Here is a 16708-nt window from a genome sequence, read left to right as displayed (position 1 = left end):
GGGTCAGGGCTGGCTGGCGACCAGCGCCAATTCGTTGATGACCACCACCGGCGGCTCCAGGCGCGCAACCAGCGTCTGCTGGTCGTCGTTGAAGTCGGCCAGGACGATGCCGACGGACACCGGGGTGATGGTTGCGAACTCGTAGCGGCGGCAGGTGCGCCCATACTGCTGGGTGATCACCCGCAGCAGGGTGGGCGAGCGGCTCAGCTGGGCATCGGTCAGGTGCAGGCGGATCACGTCCCAGTCGACCGGGTCGAAGCGCTCCTCGAGCTCCACGTAGCCGACCCCGAGGCGCTGGAAGATCCGCAGCATCCCGGCGCCGCTGCCGGCGTCCACCGCGTTGCTGAAGGCCCACTTCACGCGCAGGCGGTACAGGCTTTCCGGCTCACCGACGAAGCGGGAGATGTCGCGCTGCCAGGCCAGCAGGTCCAGCACCGTCAGGTGGCAGGTCAGCGGATCGAGCTGCAGCAGCGGCCAGCGCAGCCAGTTCTCGACCTTGCCCCACCAGTTCTGCGCGGCGGCGCGCAGCTTGGCCAGCTCGGTACCGTCGAGCCAGAACGGCAGGCTGAGCTTAAGCATCGATCGTCACCGTCAGGATCTGCAGGCGCGGGATGGCCAACTCCGAAACGATGTCCTCGTTGGCGAAGCGCAGCGAGTCGATGCCCGGGAACTGCTGGTGCAGCTCCTCGCCCAGGCGGCTGAAGGAGAAGCGCGACTGCGGATAGGTCAGCGTCGGCTGGTAGTCGCTGGCGGTGCTCTCGCGGAAGGCGGCGCGGATGAACAGCTCGATCTCCGCCTGCAGCGCGGCGTGCTGCTCGGCGCCCACCGTCGGCTTCGGCCACACCGTCAGGCTCACGTCGTGCAGGGTTTCCGGCATCGCCAGCACCTGCAGGTCGTCGCCGTGGCCGTGGTTGCCCTGGTCGTTGATGTAGGCGTTGATCTGCTCCAGGTAGCTCTCGGCCGGCGTGTCCGCCTCGAACAGCACGTAGGCGTTGGCGCTGCCCGGGCCGCGCGGCGCGTTGTGCTCGAAGTACACCCCGTCGGCGCGCACGCCCTGGAACGAGGTGATCATCGCCCGGTACACCGCATCGGTGTGCCACTGGTTCACCGCCGAGTACTGGTTGCGCACGCGCAGGCGCAGGTCGTCGTCGGGCTCCTTGTCGGTGCCTGGCTGGGTCAGCCAGTTCTCCGCGTTCACCACCTGGACGATGCCGGTCACCGGCTCCGGCAGGATCGCGTAGTAGCCCGGGGCCAGGTTGTAGCCGCTGCCGGCGGCCACCGCGCGCACCGCGATCTCGCGCTGCGCCTGACCATCGGCGAAGCTCGCCGCCGCCAGGGTGGCCAGCTCGTAGACGTTGCCGTTGATCGACACCGAGCGCACCCGCGTGCCGGCCGGCACCTCCAGGGCGCCCGCCGTGGTGCTGCGGGTGAACAGGATCACCCCCTCGGCGCGGGTGGCCGCCTTGCGCTCCACGTTCACCTGCCAGGCCAGCATGTCCAGCCAGCTGTCGCGGGCCGTCTTCACGAAGAAGTTCGGCAGCACCGTGCCGCTGACGAACTCCAGCAGCCACAGCACCGGCTTGGTCACCAGCGCGTTGACCACCCGCCAGAAGGGCGAGTAGGCGCTGGTGTTGCTGAGCAGGCTGCCCTGCGCGGTGGCCTCGCTTTCCCAGGCGGCGCGCAGCCCGGCCTCGGTGGTCGGGATGCCGGCGTCGGCCAGCGCCTTCTTGAAGTCCACGTCGCTCACAAGCTCACCTCGATGCTGCCGAACTTCAGGGTCTTGGCGGTCACCAGGTACTGGCCCGGCTCCACCTGGACGATCTGCGCCGTGCCAGGCACCAGGCGCTCGTCGGTCTCCACCAGCAGCTCCAGCTGCTGGATGCAGTCGCGTTGGCGCAGCCGGTCGCGCTCGGCCACCAGCGTCACCAGCAGGCCGCTGTCGCGGATCATGTGGGCGATGTCCTGGGCGATGCTGGCCCGGTCATCCACCAGCAGCGGCTGGCGGCCGGCGTCCAGGGCCAGGTCGTTGTTGACGATCAGCAGGTCGATGTACTCGCTCATCCGCCCACCGCCATGCTCATCATGTTTTCCAGCTCCAGCGGGCTCATGGCCTTGCCGGTGTGGATCTCGACCTTCTCGATATGGTTGCCGCGGTTCTGCGTCTGGGTGTTCTGGATGCTGGTCAGCAGGCCGCCGGGCGGCACCGCTGCCGGCCGTTGCGGGGAAAGGCTGGGGATGGCCGCGTTGATGGTCTCCTGCGCCTTCTGCGCGCGGACGGCCTGCTCGGCAGCGGACATGGCCGGGGCGGTTCCGGGCAGCTCAGGCATGGTCGGTATGTCACCGAAGCTGGCGTCGATCTCGATGCCCGGAATCTTGTTCAGCAGCCCGATCAGGTACTGCAGGGCATCGCCGAGCAGGGCGAAGGGCGACACGTTGGTCAGCGCCCAGATGAAGCCATCCCAGACCGCCTTGGCCGTGCTGGTGACGGCCTCAAGCTGGAGCAGCCAGGCCACGAACTGCGAGCCGTAGCCGATGCCCATCTGCAGGCCGACCCACAGCACCTCGAGCAGCGCACCGAACACGCGGAACAGCAGCACCACCGGCGTCAGCACGGACACCAGCGCTTGGAACCAGGCCGTATTGCCGAAGGAGGCCTTCAGCTCGTCCCAGTGGTTGGTCACCCAGATCACGGCCGCCACGACCGCAGCGATGCCGATCACGATCCAGGTGATCGGGCTGGCCCAGATGGAGGCGGACAAGGCCAGCCAGGCCATCTTCGCCAGCCCCACCGCGAAGGTGATCGCCGCCACTCCAGCAGTCAGCCCGAACACCGCAAGTGTGGCGATGCCGACCACCCTGGCGATGTTGGGGAACATGTCGATCCAGCGCGTCAGCGTGCCGGCGATGCCGGTCAGCCGCTCCATCAGCGGCGTCAGCATCGGGATCAGCACCTGGCCGAAGGCAATGCGCAGCCCCTGCACCGCCGCGCCGAACTGCTGCCACGGATCGACCATCACCTTGGCCATGTTCGCCGCGTAGTCCAGCCCCTTGATCTTGCCCAGCGACTCGATGCTGTTGCCCAGTCCGTCGACCTGCGGCATCAGCAACTGGAGCAGCGCCATGGCCTCGTCGGAGCCGAACGCCTTCTTCAACTGGTCGGCCTCGGCAACCTCCAGCGTGTCGCCGAACTTGCCGTTGAGTTTCTCCAGGATGTCGAGCATCGGCAGCATGCGGCCCTGGCTGTCGACGAAGGACAGGCCAAGCTCCTTCTGGGCATTGCCGACGCCGGCGAGGAACGCCTTGTACTTGGTGCCCGCCTCGCTGCCGCTCATGGTCGCCTGCAGCGTGCCCATGATGGCCATCTGCTCGGTCAGCGAGATGCCGGCCGATTGGGCCGAGGCGCCCAGCGAGGTGAACGCCTGGCTCATGCCCTCGCCGTCGGTCTTGAAGATGTTCAGGGCGTAGGCGGTCTGGCTGGCAAGATCGTTGATCCAGTTCTCCTTGCCCATGGCGTCGGCCTGCTTCTGGAAGATGCCGTACATCGTCCCGACGTAGTCGGACATCGTCGTCGCGCTGGCCTTGGTCGCCTTGGCCATGATCGCCGAGGCGGTGGTGAAGGTGGACAGCTCGCTGCCCACCAGCCCGGAGATCGCGCCCTGGATGTCGTAGGCCGAGGCAACGAACTCCTCGGCGTTCTCGCCGTAGGCCACGCTGAACTCCAGCGCCTTGCTGTTCAGCCGGTCCAGCGCCTCCTCGGCGACGCCCAGCGAGCGCACCTCGGCCAGCCGGCGGTTCATCTCCAGCGCTGGCTGCAGGGCCTCGTTGATGGCCACGCCGGCGCCGACCATGCCGGCCAGCCCGGCGCCCATCTGCACGATGTTCGCCTGCGCCTTCTCGGCCAGGTCGTTGAAGCCCATCTTCACCTTGCCCAGGGGCGCGGTGACCTGATCGGTCAACTTGAGGATGAAGTTCAGCGCGGCGTTGGTGTCAGCCATCGGTTACCTGCCGTTGAGCGCCCGGGCGATGCCGTTGGCCACGGCGATCTCCAGGCGTCTCCAGTGTTCGTCTTCCAGCCACTTGGCCGTGCCCATGTTTTCCGCCGTCGGTTCGGCGCCGGGCAGCCAGCGTTCGGCCAGGGCCAGCAGCTGGCCCAGGCCGTCCTCGGTCAGTCGTTCGGCTCGCTCGAGGGCTTTTTTACCGTCACCTCGACGTCCGGCGAGTACTCCTCGAGCAGCGCGCCGGCGAGCTTCATGGTCAGCACCGGGTTACCCAGCAGCGGGCGCAGCGCATCGCGCTGGTCGGCCTGCACGGTGGTCACCAGCAGGTTGTGCGCCGGGGCCACCTTGTTGGCAGGGGTCATGGCGTTGAAGTACTTGGTCACGTCCTGGGCGGCGATGTTGAAGTTGAACTCGGCGGCGCCGACGATCAGGACGATCTGGCTTTTCTCGGTCATGCGGGCGATCTCTCTCGTTGGGTCATGGTGTAGAAGTGGGTTTCCAGGCGGTCCTCGAGGCGCCGCACGGTGTCGTCGAAGCGCTGCGCGAGACGCTCGATCGCGTCGGTGCGCACGTAGTTGCCGGCCAGCTCGACGCGCAGCTCCTGGAGGTCGCGGCGGGTCTCGGACATCTGGCGGAACAGGAACACCTGGAAGGCCAGGGCGCCGCTGAGCAGCAGGTCGGGCAGCGATTCCATCAGCTTCTCCATCAGCTCCATGTCAGGCGCTCCAGTTGCCGCGCCCACCCAGGCGCACTGCGGCGTACATCAGCCAGGCCAAGGGCTTGCTCACCCCCTCCTCGAGCAGCGCCTCGTAGAACATCCGGTCGGCCTGCGCCTTGCTGAAGCGGTGGGTCTGGTTCGTGTAGATGTAGTCGTGCACCACCGCCGGCCGGCGCGCCGGGCCGTGGTCGCGCGGCACGATGCGCCAGGCGATGCGCGGCACGCTGGCCAGGTCGGTGCGGTAGCCGATCGGCACCACCACCAGGCGGCGCCGGCGGTCGCGGTACTGCAGCGGCTTGGCCACCTTCCAGGTGTCGCCGCCCGGCACGTGGCGCAGTTCCAGTTCGCTGAGAAACGGCATCTCAGTAGCTCCAGATCGTCGGACGCGGGCGTCCGGGGGCGTCCGGTGCCATGTCCAGGTGGATGAAACGGCCGCCGCCTTTCTGGTCGATGCCGATGCCGGTGAACGGCAGGGTCATCGCCAGGCGCAGGATCTCGACGGCCTGGGCGCCGCTGCAGGCGATGTCCACCGCGCAGCCCAGGCTGTGCGCGCCCGGTGTGGCCTTGCGCGCCTCCGCGGGGTGCCGACGGCAGCGGTAGGGGCTGGTGATCACCAGCGGCTTGCCGTACAGCTCGCGCAGGCGCTGCAGCTGCGCCATGAACGCCGGGTCCATCTCGGAGCCGTCGCTGTCGCACTTGCCGCAGCGGCAGCGCAGCTCGGCGTAGCTGAAGTTCGGCCAGGGGCTCTTGGTCATCGGCGGGTGCTCTTCTCGAACAGGGTCTGGCAGGCCACGCAGCGGGTCACCCCGCCCAGGGCGCGGCGCGCCTCGGGGATCGGCTCGCCGCACTCGGCGCACTCGTCAAGGCTGGGGGCGGAGAAGTCGGCCTTGGCCCGCTGGGCATTCAGGGCCAGCTCGCGCTCCAGCTCCTCGCGCTCCTTCGCGCGGTCGAGCCAATCGGTCATCAGCGCAGGCCCTCGATCTCGGCCGCGGCCAGGTACGGCACGCCGTTGATGCGGATGAAGTCCGGACTGGTGACGTCGAACGGCACCTTGTGCTTGGTCTTCTCGCCGCCCTTGGGGTCGATGTTCAGCAGGCTGCTGACCTTCAACTTGCAGCCGAAGGCCTCCACCTTCAGCTCCTCCTCGCCGGCCTTGGCGAAGAACACCGAGTCGAACGGCGCGAGCTCGCGGAAGCTGCCGGCGCTGCGGGCCGCCTCGATCAGCAGGTTGAAGTTCGCGGTATCGAATTCCATCTCGCCGCTGGCCGACACGTCGCCGTCGACGTGCCCGTTCGGCACCCCGCGGTCCTGCGCCACGGCGGTGTTGTCGGTGATGTCCAGGGTGCAGGTCTCGACGTGAACCATCAGGTCGCCCAGGTTCACGTCGAAGTTCTTGCCGCCAATGCGTGCCATGCGCGGTTACTCCGAGTCGGTGGAAAGGTCGAGGGCGATGTTCGCGGTCAGGTCCTTCGGGCAGTTGTACGGGCGGAGCTTGATGTAGGCCTCCACCTTGGTCTTGCTCTGCCACACCAGCACCACGTCACCGTCCTTGGGCGGCTCGATCTCGCCGGGGAACACCTGGCCGGCGAAGGCCGCACTGCGCGCCATCGCCCGCAGCGGCGCCATCAGCGCGCTGGTGTTGGCCGCCATGCTGTTGGGCGTGTTGTTCAGGCGGCGGTCGGCCACCCGCTGGATCAGCAGCACGCGCACCCGGCGCGCGGCCTTGTCGACCAGGCGCAGGTACTCCACCACCTGGAAGTCGCTGCCCGGGGCGTCGAGCATGTTGGCGTCGCCCCAGAACACACCCGGGTAGTCCGGATAGGTCTGCGAGACGGAGAAGCGTGCGGTGTCCAGGGCGGAACGGATCGCCGAGGGCAGTGGCACGCCGGCCGAGTCCACCGGCGTGGCGCCCAGGCCCAGCAGCGGGCCGCTGGCCACGCGCATCGGGCTGTCGGCGATGCTCACCGCCGCGTTGGCCAGGCGCCCGGCCAGCACGCCCAGGTCGTTGCCGTGCAGCTGCGGCACCACCAGCACGCGCGGCGCGGCCACGTTCAGGGTGATCGCCTGCTGCTCGGACAGGTACTGCGCCCAGGTCTGCAGCGCCGGGTCGATGCCGGCGCTGGCCGCCATCACGAAGCAGCGGCGGCCGTAGGTGTTGTTCAGCGCCACGGCCGCGTCGTGCATCGCCGTCAGCTCGGCGCCGGTGGTCACCGGGCTGGTGATAACCACCGCCTCCACCGAGTGGCCCTGCTGCATGGCCTGCTCCAGGGCGTCGGCCCAGTCGCCGCCGACGGCATCGATCGGCGCCGCCAGGCAGGCCCAGCGGTCGCCGCCGTTCTTCTGCGCCGCGGCGATCTGGGTCTTCAGCTCACTCGACGCGGCGCCCAGGGCGGTGTCCAGATTGCTCTGGGTGTTCAGGGGGATCAGCTGGCCGACGTTGGCCGTGGCCGGGCCGATGAACAGGAAATAGCGCTCGATCTCGGTGACGGCACCCTGGCCGAGGTTGAGGTTGTTGACGCTGACTTTGCCGAGTGCCATGTGGGCTGAGCCTCGCTAGCGGGGGGAATTGAGGATTTGTTCGAGCACCGCGTTGACCAGCCGGCGGGTGTCGGCCTCGGTGCTCGCGCCGAGGAATTGGCGCTTGGGCAGGGTGATTTCCCAGCTCTGCTTGCCGCTGCCCTCGGCCTTTTCGCCTTGCAGGATGCGGATCAGCAGGCCGGCCTGGTGGTACTGCACGTGCTCCTGGATCCAGCCGACAGAGGGCCTGCTCAGGCTCTTCTTGCCGGCCTGGCGCACGCGAAAGCCCAGGCGCCTCAGGCGCTTGGCCTGTCTCTCGGAGGCGCCCTGGTTGGGCAGCACGCGGTTCCAGCGGCGCATCTGTGCAGCGGTGCGGCGCTCGGACTTGCCGTGGTGCTGCTGCGCGGCGATCCAGCGGGTCAGGCCGTTGCGCCACCCCAGCTCGGCCTCGTCCGGGGTGAGTCGGGTGACGAACAACAGCTTGCCGAGGCCAGCCTCCATCTTCTTCTGGCCCTTCTCGGGGTTCTTGCGCGGTGCGAAGGGCGAGCCGTCCAGGTTCTGCTGGTTGCGGATGCGCTGGCGGCTCATCGTCCGCACGCGCTTGGCCACGTTGTTCAGCAGCCGGCGGCGCAGCTGCGCAGGCAGCTCCAGCAGTGCCAGCTGCTCGCGCACGCCCAGGTAGCCGCGGGCGTCCAGCTCGAAGGTTCTACGCGCCATGGCTGGCCACCTCGCCTTGCTCCGCCACCCACAGGTCGAACGGCACGAACGCCCAGCGCTGGCCGAAGGCCTCGATCTCGCCGTCCGCGTCCTCGGCCAGGTACTGCGGCTCGATGAACTCGACGGTGATCTCCACGTCGGCGGTGTCCGGGTCGAGCTGCTCGATGTCGAAGGTCGGCGCCGGCAGGTCGTCGTCGGCGCGGTCGGCGTCGAAGCGCTCCAGCCAGCTGCCGAGCAGGGCCATCAGCCGGCCGGGGTGGTCGGCGAAGCGCTCCAGGACGATCACCGCGCGGTAGCGCATGTCGCCCAGGTGCATGCCGTTCACGTCCGGCTTCCACACCAGGCTCAGCGACACCTGCTCGGCCCAGCTGTCGAGCTGCTCCTCGAGCACCAGGCGGCGCTCCAGCAGATAGGCGGTCAGGGCGCGCAGCTTGTTCACAGCAGCACCGCCGTCATCCGGCCGCGGCCCTGGATCAGGCGCACCGCCTGCTGCGAGAAGGCCAGGAACTGCTCGCTACGCTCCGGCGCCTCCTTGCCCAGGTTCTCCGCCGACTCGCGGCGGTTCACCGTGGCGAACTGCTGCAGCAGGTAGGCCTTGGCGCGGCAGTACACCGCGCGCTTGTAGCTGGCCGCCATGAAGGCGCGCTCGGGCAGCAGCAGCGGGTCGGCGGTCTCGACGTTGGCGATGCCGGCGGCCTGCCATGCGGCCTTGCGCCTGGCCAGGTCGCGGTTCACCTCGCCCATGGACAGGGCGATGCCATCGACCAGCAGCTCGCGCAGGTACTCCGCCGGCAGGCGGTAGCCATGCTGGAACTCGCTCACCGACAGGTCGGGCCAGAAGCCATCGTTGGCGATGGCCTGGTCGACGAGGGTGGTGGGTTTGCCGGAGAAGCTCATGCTGCTGGTCGCTCAATAGGGCGGGGTGGCTGTCGTTGGGGTTGCTGGCTGCATGCAGCCGTAACGCCAGGACAGGCCCCGCTGGGGGTGGGAAGACGGTTATTCGCCCTGCGCGGTGTCTGCGCCTTGCCGACGCAATGCCTTGTCGGCCTGCGCGCGGCGGGTGCCGACGCCGATCTCCGGGTACAGCTCGGTGGCGCGGTCGAAGTGCGAGATGGCCTTGGCCCACTCCTCGCGCTCCAGGGCGATGATTCCGAGCAGCTTGTGGAAGCGAGCCGGGATGCGCTCGAACAGCTCCCAGCCCGGGGCGCGCTCGATGTCGCCACCGGTGGCGAAGCCATCCCAGCTGCCATCAACGCGCGGCAGCAGGATCGAGACGTAGGGCTCCGGGTTGCGCCCGGCCTTGTGCTCGGCCTCGGCCCACTCGATCACCTCATCGGCGACGAAGGTCTGCACGTCACGCTTGAAGCGCTCCGGCAGCTGCTGGCCCTGGGCGATGGCGAACTCGGCCAGCTCCAGGCCCTGCTCGAACTGCGCGGTGTCGAACAGCCACACCAGCACCTGCATCAGCACCGGGTTGGGGTGGTTCAGGCCGGACTCGCGATAGCGCTCGACGTAGGGCAGGTACTTGGGCAGCAGCTCGTCGCGCTTGAGCTGCTGGCGGGCCTCGCGGCTGTTGATGTCGGCGATGCGGGCCAGATCCTCGGCCAGCGCCGACTCCATCAGCTTCAGGTGCTTCTGCGCGTTGGCCGGGCCGGCCAGGGCCGTGGCGGGGGTGTAGGCCTCCGCCTTGCCCGGGGCCTTGCCAGCCGCGCGCTCAGCCAGCAGGCGGCGCTTGTGGGCCAGGGCCAGGCTCATCAGACGAACTCCACGTTGTCGGCTTCGATGGCGGCGAACTTGCCCAGCTGCTCGATGACGTAGCCCTCGTTGCGGCTGTTGTAGTCCTCGACCTGGTCGCGCTTGGGGTTCTCCTGGATGTGGCGCCGCCAGCTGCTGTCCTGGAAGTAGATCGACAGGTTGTCGAAGCTGGTGACCACCACGCCCTTGCCCGGGAAGTGCGGGCAGGTGTAGGTCGGCAGGCCGCCGTAGGTATCGATCACCTGGGCCAGCTCGATGCGTTCCTTCTCGGTCGGGGTGTCGCCCTGGGCGGCGTACAGCTTGCCCTTCTCATGGGCCAGCAGCTCGCGGCCGACAATGGCCACCAGGTCGCCGCCGTCGCGGAACTCCTCGTCGATCATCAGCGACACGTCGAACACCAGGGCGTCGAGGTTCTTGTAGTCGCCGGTGGCGCCGATCTGGATCTTGCCGGCTACCTTGGAGCCTTGGGCCATAACCTGCTGCGGCGCCTGCTCGCGGGCGATCTGCAGCCAGCCCTTGTTCACGTCCTGCAGCCGCGGGTTGGCTTCGCGGTCGGTGGTGGCGGCCACGCTGGTGCCGTTCCATCCGATCATGATGCGGTCCAGGGCGATCTGCTTCAGCACCGCGGCGGAGTAGCGCTGCGGGAAGTTCGGGAACTTCGCCCAGGCGTCGATGGTGGCGTACTTCAGCGCCACGTCGCTGTCGGTCTTGAACAGCTCGTAGGGCTGCCCGTCGAGGCCGAGCACATTGCGCGCCTCGCGGTCGGTGGTGGTGGTGTTGGTGCGGCCGGTTACGGTGCCGCTGACCCCGATCATCACCTTCTCGCCCTTGATCTCGCTGACCGGGATCACGTTGATCCGCTGCAGGAAGGACGAGCTGAGGGTGATCTTTTCGTTCAGCGTCTGCGCGTGGGTCGGCGTGACGTTGAACTCCTGGCGGGCCGACTCGACGCCGTAGGTGGCCGCGATGGCGACGGCCAGGGCGCTGAATTTAGCGCGTGCTGCAGTGCTCATGCCCATATCAGTACACGGCCTCTTGTTGGTCACTGGCGGCGCCGGTGGTGGCCGGCACGTCCTTGCCCTTGCCCTGGTTCAGGGCGGAGCTGAACAGCTCGGTCAGCTTGTCGACCTTGCCCTCCAGGCTGGAGAACTGCTCGGTGCTGACGCCGGCGGCCGGTTGCTGCTCGGTACCGCTGCCAGCGGCCTTGCCATCGGCGCCGGTGGCGGCGGGCTGGGTGGTGGTGCCGGTGCCGGCCGGAGCCTGCGCGGCGAACTTGGCGGCGCTCTGCTCCAGGCTGGTCGCCACGGTGCCGAGCTTCTCCACCGCGGAGGCGAACGCCTCGACGGTCTTCTGATCCATGGGGGTGCTCTCGCTGTTGGGGGTTGCGGGGGATGCGGGGGTGGCGGCCTGGCCTACGCCGATGGCCTTGAACAGGCGGGTGAAGAACGACATGGCGGCGGCCTCGGCGTCCTCCTGGACGGCCAGATCGCCCAGCGGCTCCAGGTTGCCGAAGTGGTTGCCGGCGCCGGCGCGGCGGGAGAAGTGCAGCGCCTCGGTACCCACGCTGGCCGGCTCGTCGGTGACCGCCATGCCGGAGAGGTACGCCTTGCCGGTGTCGGCGAAGTTCGGCTGGATCTCCACGCTGGCGAACAGCTTCTGGCCGTCCTTGTTCAGGCGCAGCAGGGTGTCGTTCGGCTGCAGGCGGGCGTAAAGAGCGACCTTGCCGCCGTCCACATCCTCTGCCTTGAGCTCGGCCACGGTGCCCAGGCTGCCGAAGTAGCGGATGTGCTCGTACCAGATGGTCGCGGTGTAGAGGGCGGGGTCGTAGTTCTCCGCCATGTCGCGCAGGTCCTGCGCGGCGATGGTGCGGCCGTCGGCGGTCTTGCCGCTGGTGGCGACACGTTTCCAGTCGGAGACGAGGGAGCGGGGCATCGGCATCGGGCTCTTCGGGTGGTCGATGCCGCAACCATAGGGAGCGGATGCGCCTCCCTCAAATACTTTGCCTGATAGCTTCTCCTATCTGCTCAATCTAGGAGATTTGCGTATTTTGCGCGCTAATTCGCTGCGCGGCGCCTGCTTAGACTGCGCCCATGCCATACGCCACAGAAGTGAAGGAAGCCGCCAAACGCCTGTACCTGCGCCGCTGCAAGGCGAAGGAGATCCAGGTGCAGCTCGGCCTGCCGAATATACGTATCGTCTACTACTGGATCGCCAAGGGCGGCTGGGACGAAATGCTCGCGGACGAGGAGCCGCTGGCCGCCGTCAGCCGGCGCATCACCCTGCTGCTGGAGCGCCCGGGCAACCTCGGCAAGGCCGAGCTGGACGAGCTCGACCGCCTCACCACCATCCGCGAGCGACTGCAGAAGCAGGCCGCCAGGCCGGCGCCGGCACCCGCCGTTGAACCCGCGGAGGAAGGCGATCAGCCGGAGCGGCGCCGCAGCGGGGAACGCGGCGGCCGGGGCGGCAAGGGTGGCCACGGCGAGAAGCGCGGAAAGCCGCCGAAGAACGACGTCACCGGCCTGACCGAAGTGGACTTCGTCGAGAAGTTCACCAGCCAGATGTTCGGCTACCAGCTGGAGCTGTTCGAGGCGAAGCAGAACCCACTCACCGCGCGCATCCGCAACGTGCTCAAGAGCCGGCAGATCGGCCTCACCTACTACTTCGCCGCCGAAGCCTTCATGGACGCCGTGCTGACCGGCGACAACCAGATGTTCTTGTCCGCCAGCCGCGCCCAGGCGGAGATCTTCCGCAGCTACATCGTCGCCTTCGCCGCCGAGTGGTTCGGCCTGACCCTCTCCGGCAACCCCATCGTGCTGAGCAAGGACGGCAAGCCGTGGGCCGAGCTGCGCTTCCTCTCCACCAACAGCAGCACCGCGCAGGGCCACCACGGCCACGTCTACGTCGACGAGTACTTCTGGATCCGCGACTTCGACAAGCTCAACAACCTGGCCGGCGCCATGGCCTCGCACAAGAAGTGGCGCAAGACCTACTTCTCCACGCCGAGCGCCGTCAGCCACCAGGCCTACCCGTTCTGGACCGGCGAGGAGTTCCGCAACAGCAAGCGCGGCAAGAAGCTCGGCCAGGAGTGGCCGAGCGAGGCGCAGATCCACGCCGGCGCGCTCTGCCCGGACGGCCAGTGGCGCAAGGTCATCACCCTGCCGGACGCCATCGCCGGCGGCTGCGACCTGTTCGACATCGAGCGCCTGCGCCTGGAGTACGATGAGGACCGCTTCGAGCAGCTGTTCATGTGCAAGTTCATCGACAGCACCCAGAGCGCCTTCGCCCTGGCCGACCTCGAGCGCTGCTACTCCGACCGCGAGCTGTGGGACGACTACGACCCCGACCCGAAAAACCCGCGGCCGTTCGGCAACAGCCCGGTGTGGCTCGGCTACGACCCAAGCCGCACGCGCGACGACGCCACCTGCGTGGTGGTGGCGCCGCCGCTGGAGCCGGGGGCCAAGTTCCGCATCCTGGAGAAGCACAGCTGGCGGGGCCACTCGTTCACCTACCAGGCCAGCCAGGTCAAGCAGCTGTGCGATCGCTTCAACGTCCAGCACATCGGCATCGACATCACCGGCGTCGGCTACGGCGTGTTCGACCTGGTGCGCGACTTCTTCCCGCGCGCCACGCCGATCCACTACAGCCTGGAAACCAAGAACACCCTGGTGCTCAAGGCGCAGGACACCATCCAGGGCAGCCGCATCGAGTGGGACGCTGGCTGGAACGACATCGCCGCCGCCTTCCTGACCATCAAGCGCGGCGCCACCGCCAGCGGGCAGATCACCTACAGCGCCTCGCGCACCGACGCCACCGGCCACGCCGACGTGGCCTGGGCAGTCATGCACGCGCTGGCCAACGAACCCCTCAACACCAACCGCAAGCGGCGCAGCCGCTGGTCGCTACTCCAGAAGGGCACCCATGACCGAGCAAACACCGCCCAAGCAGCCCCGCAAGGGGGTGCGCAGCTTCACCTTCGGCGCACCCGAGTCCGTCCTGACCCGCAACCTGGGCGAGTACCTGGGCGTATTCGCCAGCGGCGACGGGCGCCTGTACACACCGCCGGTGTCGCGCATCGGGCTGGCCAAGCTGCTGCGGGCCAACGCCCACCACGGCGCCATCCCGAAATTCAAGCGCAACCTGCTGCTGCGTGACTTCCTGCCCTCGGCCGGCTGCAGCGCGCAGACCATGGGCCGCGTCGCGCTCGACTTCATCGTGTTCGGCGAGGCCTACCTGCAGCGCCTGACCAACGTCATCGGCCAGGTGCTCGAGCTGCGCCACCTGCCGGCGATCAACATGCGCCGCAAGGTCGACGGCGGCTTCGTCATGCTGCTGCCCAACGGGCGCGAGCTGGAGTTCGCCGCGGACGAGGTGGAGCACGTGATGGACTACGACGTGGAGCAGGACGTCTACGGCGTGCCCGACTACCTGGGCGGCATGCACTCCCTGCTGCTCAACGAAAGCGCCACCCTGTTTCGCCGCCGCTACTTCAACAACGGCGCCCACGCCGGCTTCATCTTCTACACCAACGATCCGGACCTCTCCGAAGAGGACGAGGACAACCTGCGACTGCAGATCGAATCGAGCAAGGGCGTGGGGAACTTCCGCTCGATGTTCGTCAACATCCCGAACGGCACCGAGAAGGCCATCCAGCTGATCCCCGTGGGGGACGTGGCCACCAAGGACGAGTTCGAGAAGATCAAGAACATCACCCGCGCCGACGTCATCGCCGCCTGGCGGATGAATCCGGCGCTGGCCGGCATCATGCCGGAGAGCGTGGGCGGATTCGGCGACATCGAGAAGATCGACCGGGTCTACACCAACAACGAGATCCGCCCGATCGCCCAGCTGTTCCTGCAGGTCAACGACAGCCTGCGGGGCGACCGGCGCATTGGCTGGCGGGATGCGGTGGCGGTGGGGCAATGACGAAATTGCGCAGTTCCAGCGCGGCCTTGTTACGTGTCAGAATGACAACATCTTGGCTTGGGAGGTGGTGCATGCGGGTCTATTGCAAGGAGTGCGGCGGCAAGGGGCGCATCGCCTCGCGCGAAGAACTGTCCATGGAGTTCGCCCGGCTGTACTGCCAGTGCCTGTCCGCCGAGTGCGGGCACACCTGGGTTACCAACCTGACCTTCTCCCACACCCTCAGCCCGTCGGCGCAGGCCGTAGACCGCCTGCTGTTCGACCGCCTGCGCGAGCTGCCCAGGGCTCGGCAGCGCGAGCTGTTCGACCAATTGGGGGCCTTGCCGTAGCAGGGCAGATGCACAGCAAAAAGGGCGCCGCAGCGCCCTTTGTCATCAAGCACTGTTCAACGATACTGCAATAGCGCCAAGACCCTGATTTTTTCCTTGAACGACGAAACTTTAAGGACGCTCGCAGAAAGATTGCCTGAGCGCATTATCTCTCTCACGCCTGCGGCATACACTCTGCCGATATAGCCGATCAGTTTTCCATTGTGCAGAATACGGACGGCATTTTTATCGTGCCGATTGTCGTCGTCATTGACAAGAGTGAGCTGGTCGCCTTCGGTCAACTCGCTGCTGTGTTCAATGTAGTGCCTGGCCCCAGCAATATCGATTACAAAGTCTATTGGGGCAACCGCTTTGCTGATATCTGGATATAGCTCGAATGTGTCGCTGGCTAGCTTCGCTCCAGTGTAAGCGAGCAGTGCGAAGTCAGAGCCGGCGAAGTCTGTTGGCAAATTATACTGGCGCAGATAGTCCTTGAAGTCGGCCCGCTTTCTTGGTGGCAAGCGCTTCATAAAGACATCTAGAGCCGAGATATGGATTGTGTTTGCCCCGTGCTTCTGGATGTCGAAGGCCGGGAAGCTAAAAAATCCCTCCTTGCGGGCCTGCTCGAAATCAGTGGTTCCCGGCAGGTAGCGGAAGTAGGTTTCGAGGTCGCCCCGGCACAGCTCGCCGACGACCAGGCGAGTCCCATTACCTGTAGGGCTGTGCCATGCAAGGACGAGCCTGTGCGGCTCGAATATGTGGTTAATGCTTTCCATACAAGGCGTCCAAGGCTATTTCTATGCGTCGCCTGGTTAGACGATATACGAATTCTGCTCTCTTTGCTGAGAATTTGCCGCCATCTGGCATTCCATTCATGGATGTGCAGCGGTCAAGAACTTTCGTGAGTCCTGCAAGATCAAATTCTTCTAATTTCTTTCTGAGCCTGAACACGACAACTGCCATTTCTGCATCATTTTTCGCAAGATTAAAAGCCAGTCGCATCGATGCTATATGGCCTATTTGCGTGAGGTTTCTTTCGGAATAGCGCATGTGATGCTGGCCGCGAATGATGTAGCGATCATAAGCATCGCTGCGCCACTGTGTGAATTTGTTTGGCGGGATCTGGTAGCCGAGGCTTGTCCCGTTATCGAACCATGGCGCAAATCCCCATTCGACTCTGAATCGATTGCGAGTTTCCTTGAATACACGCTCAGGATTCTTGATGACAGCCAGCAGGTGCCCCCAGTTGTCCTGGTGTCGATCTGTGTTGCCAATGACGGTGTCGAAGAGCAGCATTTCCCATATGCAATACAGATGGTCGCCACCGACAGCGGTCGAGTTGAACCTGACAGCTGTTTCGAGGTTATGCTGGCGGCCCTTATCCCGGTCGAAATCCTGGATCAGGTTATTGAAAAAGTTGCCAGCCGAGAAAAAACCGGTGCTGCCCTCCTTGTAAAACCACTCGATCAGCGCGCCGCACTGCTCGCGTTCGGAGTCGAAGGCGGCATAGGCGGGAGGCACGCTGACGCCAAGAAGCTCCCCGATCTCGTAGGCGATGATCTCCGCCCAGAACTGCTCAGCAGCTCGGTCGGAAGACAGCTTGAACATGTACCGCCAGTCGGGCCTGATGAACTCAAGCCCGGTGTCAGCTGGCGACACTACCACCCGCTTGGGCCGCGCACCTTCTGGGTAGGCATTGGCGAACTTCTCATCCGCCAGCCAGCCAGCTATGTCTATCGCTTCTGTTTGGATCATCGCTGACCGTCTGCGCTCTC

General features: G+C 66.5%; 23 protein-coding genes. 3 read left to right on the top strand and 20 right to left on the bottom strand.

What is annotated here, in order from left to right:
- Window positions 1-3: 3 nt before the first annotated feature.
- The 18 genes from RA210_RS17005 to RA210_RS16925 form a co-directional block, all read right to left on the bottom strand.
- Complete coding sequence (locus RA210_RS17005) at window positions 4-579, bottom strand: phage tail protein (protein WP_201487387.1); 576 nt, start codon at window positions 577-579, stop codon at window positions 4-6.
- A complete protein-coding gene (locus RA210_RS17000) occupies window positions 572-1747 on the bottom strand; it encodes a baseplate J/gp47 family protein (RefSeq protein WP_201487386.1) in 1176 nt (391 codons plus the stop codon). The genes RA210_RS17005 and RA210_RS17000 overlap by 8 nt, the downstream gene beginning before the upstream one ends.
- A complete protein-coding gene (locus RA210_RS16995) occupies window positions 1744-2061 on the bottom strand; it encodes a DUF2590 family protein (RefSeq protein WP_201487385.1) in 318 nt (105 codons plus the stop codon). Before RA210_RS16995 ends, RA210_RS17000 begins: the two co-directional genes overlap by 4 nt.
- Window positions 2058-3995 carry a phage tail tape measure protein gene (locus RA210_RS16990; protein ID WP_201487384.1) on the bottom strand — a complete coding sequence of 646 codons (1938 nt, stop codon included), beginning with the start codon at window positions 3993-3995 and terminating at the stop codon, window positions 2058-2060. The genes RA210_RS16995 and RA210_RS16990 overlap by 4 nt, the downstream gene beginning before the upstream one ends.
- A 3-nt stretch (window positions 3996-3998) precedes the next feature.
- Window positions 3999-4145: a DUF6890 family protein gene (locus RA210_RS22250; protein ID WP_442963405.1), complete on the bottom strand. Its 147-nt coding sequence runs from the start codon at window positions 4143-4145 to the stop codon at window positions 3999-4001.
- 20 nt (window positions 4146-4165) lie between these two features.
- Window positions 4166-4453 carry a putative phage tail assembly chaperone gene (locus tag RA210_RS16985; protein WP_201487383.1) on the bottom strand — a complete coding sequence of 96 codons (288 nt, stop codon included), beginning with the start codon at window positions 4451-4453 and terminating at the stop codon, window positions 4166-4168.
- Window positions 4450-4713 carry a hypothetical protein gene (locus RA210_RS16980; protein WP_201487382.1) on the bottom strand — a complete coding sequence of 88 codons (264 nt, stop codon included), beginning with the start codon at window positions 4711-4713 and terminating at the stop codon, window positions 4450-4452. The genes RA210_RS16985 and RA210_RS16980 overlap by 4 nt, the downstream gene beginning before the upstream one ends.
- A gap of 1 nt (window position 4714) precedes the next feature.
- On the bottom strand, window positions 4715-5077 hold the full coding sequence (locus RA210_RS16975) for a DUF1353 domain-containing protein (protein ID WP_201487381.1): 363 nt from the start codon (window positions 5075-5077) through the stop codon (window positions 4715-4717).
- 1 nt (window position 5078) lies between these two features.
- Window positions 5079-5471, bottom strand: a complete 393-nt coding sequence (locus RA210_RS16970) for a D-Ala-D-Ala carboxypeptidase family metallohydrolase (RefSeq protein WP_201487380.1) — start codon at window positions 5469-5471, stop codon at window positions 5079-5081.
- Entirely contained in the window at window positions 5468-5680 is a 213-nt protein-coding gene (locus RA210_RS16965) for a TraR/DksA family transcriptional regulator (RefSeq protein ID WP_201487379.1), read from the bottom strand. The genes RA210_RS16970 and RA210_RS16965 overlap by 4 nt, the downstream gene beginning before the upstream one ends.
- Window positions 5680-6129, bottom strand: coding sequence for a DUF2597 family protein (locus RA210_RS16960; RefSeq protein WP_201487378.1), 450 nt, complete (start codon window positions 6127-6129; stop codon window positions 5680-5682). Before RA210_RS16960 ends, RA210_RS16965 begins: the two co-directional genes overlap by 1 nt.
- 6 nt (window positions 6130-6135) lie before the next feature.
- Complete coding sequence (locus RA210_RS16955) at window positions 6136-7254, bottom strand: DUF2586 domain-containing protein (RefSeq protein WP_201487377.1); 1119 nt, start codon at window positions 7252-7254, stop codon at window positions 6136-6138.
- A 15-nt stretch (window positions 7255-7269) separates the two neighbouring features.
- A complete protein-coding gene (locus tag RA210_RS16950; RefSeq protein WP_136490259.1) occupies window positions 7270-7950 on the bottom strand; it encodes a phage virion morphogenesis protein in 681 nt (226 codons plus the stop codon).
- Entirely contained in the window at window positions 7940-8389 is a 450-nt protein-coding gene (locus RA210_RS16945; protein ID WP_201487376.1) for a phage tail protein, read from the bottom strand. The genes RA210_RS16950 and RA210_RS16945 overlap by 11 nt, the downstream gene beginning before the upstream one ends.
- A complete protein-coding gene (locus tag RA210_RS16940) occupies window positions 8386-8847 on the bottom strand; it encodes a head completion/stabilization protein (RefSeq protein WP_201487375.1) in 462 nt (153 codons plus the stop codon). The genes RA210_RS16945 and RA210_RS16940 overlap by 4 nt, the downstream gene beginning before the upstream one ends.
- Before the next feature lie 99 nt (window positions 8848-8946).
- Window positions 8947-9705 (bottom strand): phage terminase small subunit, encoded by a 759-nt coding sequence (gene gpM / locus RA210_RS16935; RefSeq protein WP_136490256.1) that lies wholly within the window; start codon window positions 9703-9705, stop codon window positions 8947-8949.
- The gene (locus RA210_RS16930) at window positions 9705-10724 is read right to left on the bottom strand and encodes a phage major capsid protein, P2 family (protein WP_201487374.1); all 1020 of its coding nucleotides are present in this window, start codon (window positions 10722-10724) and stop codon (window positions 9705-9707) included. The genes gpM and RA210_RS16930 overlap by 1 nt, the downstream gene beginning before the upstream one ends.
- Window position 10725: 1 nt before the next feature.
- Window positions 10726-11637, bottom strand: coding sequence for a GPO family capsid scaffolding protein (locus RA210_RS16925; RefSeq protein ID WP_201487373.1), 912 nt, complete (start codon window positions 11635-11637; stop codon window positions 10726-10728).
- A 158-nt stretch (window positions 11638-11795) separates the two neighbouring features.
- On the opposite strand from RA210_RS16925, the gene RA210_RS16920 reads away from it, so the two are divergent.
- From RA210_RS16920 to RA210_RS16910, 3 genes are all read left to right on the top strand, one after another.
- On the top strand, window positions 11796-13856 hold the full coding sequence (locus RA210_RS16920; protein WP_201487372.1) for a terminase large subunit domain-containing protein: 2061 nt from the start codon (window positions 11796-11798) through the stop codon (window positions 13854-13856).
- Entirely contained in the window at window positions 13768-14628 is an 861-nt protein-coding gene (locus tag RA210_RS16915) for a phage portal protein (protein ID WP_201487371.1), read from the top strand. Before RA210_RS16920 ends, RA210_RS16915 begins: the two co-directional genes overlap by 89 nt.
- A 71-nt stretch (window positions 14629-14699) precedes the next feature.
- Window positions 14700-14954 carry an ogr/Delta-like zinc finger family protein gene (locus RA210_RS16910; RefSeq protein WP_201487370.1) on the top strand — a complete coding sequence of 85 codons (255 nt, stop codon included), beginning with the start codon at window positions 14700-14702 and terminating at the stop codon, window positions 14952-14954.
- Window positions 14955-15010: 56 nt separating this feature from the next.
- Here the strand turns inward: RA210_RS16910 and RA210_RS16905 are convergent, their stop codons facing one another.
- A complete protein-coding gene (locus RA210_RS16905; RefSeq protein WP_201487369.1) occupies window positions 15011-15709 on the bottom strand; it encodes an HIRAN domain-containing protein in 699 nt (232 codons plus the stop codon).
- Window positions 15696-16688 (bottom strand): hypothetical protein, encoded by a 993-nt coding sequence (locus RA210_RS16900; protein WP_201487368.1) that lies wholly within the window; start codon window positions 16686-16688, stop codon window positions 15696-15698. The genes RA210_RS16905 and RA210_RS16900 overlap by 14 nt, the downstream gene beginning before the upstream one ends.
- Window positions 16689-16708 lie beyond the last annotated feature (20 nt).

Origin of the sequence: Pseudomonas sp. OF001 (genome assembly GCF_904426495.1) — a bacterium.
Lineage (GTDB): Bacteria > Pseudomonadota > Gammaproteobacteria > Pseudomonadales > Pseudomonadaceae > Geopseudomonas.
Note: the sequence above shows the minus strand (reverse complement) of the source record. Positions and strands in the feature narration are given on the sequence as shown.